Genomic DNA, 1,458 nt, shown 5'->3' with positions numbered 1-1,458 from the left:
GGCAAAGGGATATCCGTCGAATCTCCGATAGGCGCCGCTTATCGGCTCACAGGATTCACTTCTTTGACTGCCGGGCGTGCGCGGGAAGTCGGCCCGTCCGACTTCCCGTGCCTCCTGGTCGGCGTCAGCGGCCCGGCGTCCGGAGCGGGGGCGGGGGCGGGGCGATGGTGATCAGCGGGTGGAAGTGGGCGAGTTCGGCGGGTTCGTCGACGGGTTCGCCCTCGGCCTCGATCCAGGCGTGGGCGCGGAAGGGGGCGGTGCGCACGCCCGTGCGCCAGGTCGGCCAGCTGCCCCGGGTTCGGCACAACAGGGCTGCGGCGATGGAGCGTTGAAGACAGCCCTGGCCGGCGCAGCGCATGCTGAGCGCGACCACGGCCTGCCGGGCGGCGAGGGCCTCGGCCCGGCGGGCGGGCCGGGCGCCGCGGCGCAGCGCGAGCATCACCCGGCGGATCCGGGCCGGGGGGAGTTTCTCGATCAGCCGGGCCGCGCCGATCGCGGCGAGGGCGGCGGGCCGCAGGTGCCGGGGCGGGCGGCCGGCGCGGGTGGCGTGGGCGTGCAGGCTCATCCGGTGACCAGTCCGGCGGTACGCAGGTTCCGGTGCAGCCGCTCGACGTCGGAGCGCGCCCGTTCGGCGGTGACCGGGTGGCGGCCGGCGAGGTCGGTGGCGATCTCGTCGGTGCTCCGGCCGTCCAGCAGGGATCGCAGGGTGAACAGCCCGGTGCGGTTGAGCTGGTAGTAGCGGCCGGAGCGCTCGTCGAGCAGGACGGCGCCGTCGTCGGTCGGGGTGAGCGTCACGTCGGGGCGCAGCTCGGCGGCCATGCGGGCTCCTTCGGTGGGCGGTCGGGGGTGGCGGGGTGGGCGCGCAGCCAGTGTTCGCAGGCGAGGGTGGCGTCGAGGGCCGCGTAGGGGGTGCCGGGCGGGTAGAGCCCGAGGCAGGCACGGCGCAGTGCGTCGGGGTCGATCAGTCCGGCGCGGGCCAGGGCGCTGTCCTCGATGAGGGCGGCGAGTCGGGCGCGGTGGCGGGCGAGGCCCTGGTGGGCGTCGGGGGTGAAGTCGCCTTTGCCGGTGCGTCGCAGGAGGTCGGCGGGGACGTCAGGGGCGAGGGCCTCGGTGAGCAGTGGCTTGTAGGCGAAGGGTGTGCCGCGGGTGGCGGGTTCGGCGGCGAGGCAGGCGTCGAGGACCTGGTCGTCCAGGTAGGGGGCGCTGTGGGGTACGCCCGAGCGTGCGGTGGTGTCGTTGAGTTGGCGTAGGGCGGCGGCGCTGCGGCGGACGAGGTGCAGGGTCTGGTGGTGGGTGTGGTGCGGTGCCAGGGGTGGTGTGCCGTGGAGGGCTTCGAGTTGTTCGCGGACCAGGTCGGCGGCGTGGGGGGTGGCCCAGGGCGGCAGGCGGGGTTCGGTTCCCCAGCCGAGGAGTTGGGTGGTGGGTGGCGGGTGGGGGTGGGTGAGGCGGTCGGTGTCG

General features: G+C 75.2%; 3 protein-coding genes. All 3 read right to left on the bottom strand.

The genetic code is table 11. The features are described 5' to 3' along the window. Positions 1 to 124: 124 nt before the first annotated feature. Complete coding sequence (locus ACIQOV_RS41225) at positions 125 to 565, bottom strand: lasso peptide biosynthesis B2 protein (RefSeq protein ID WP_401056247.1); 441 nt, start codon at positions 563 to 565, stop codon at positions 125 to 127. Then, positions 562 to 819: a lasso peptide biosynthesis PqqD family chaperone gene (locus ACIQOV_RS41220; protein ID WP_401056245.1), complete on the bottom strand. Its 258-nt coding sequence runs from the start codon at positions 817 to 819 to the stop codon at positions 562 to 564. Before ACIQOV_RS41220 ends, ACIQOV_RS41225 begins: the two co-directional genes overlap by 4 nt. Next, positions 792 to 1,458, bottom strand: a 667-nt coding sequence (locus ACIQOV_RS41215; protein WP_401056243.1) for an asparagine synthase-related protein, incomplete at its 5' end; no start/stop codon positions are given. The genes ACIQOV_RS41215 and ACIQOV_RS41220, both read right to left, overlap by 28 nt.

The sequence above is a fragment of the Kitasatospora sp. NPDC091257 genome, from assembly GCF_044757675.1.
GTDB classification, from domain to species: Bacteria; Actinomycetota; Actinomycetes; order Streptomycetales; family Streptomycetaceae; genus Kitasatospora; species Kitasatospora lactacystinica.
The sequence above is the reverse complement of the archived record's forward strand: the minus strand, read 5'-3'. Positions and strand labels throughout refer to the sequence as shown.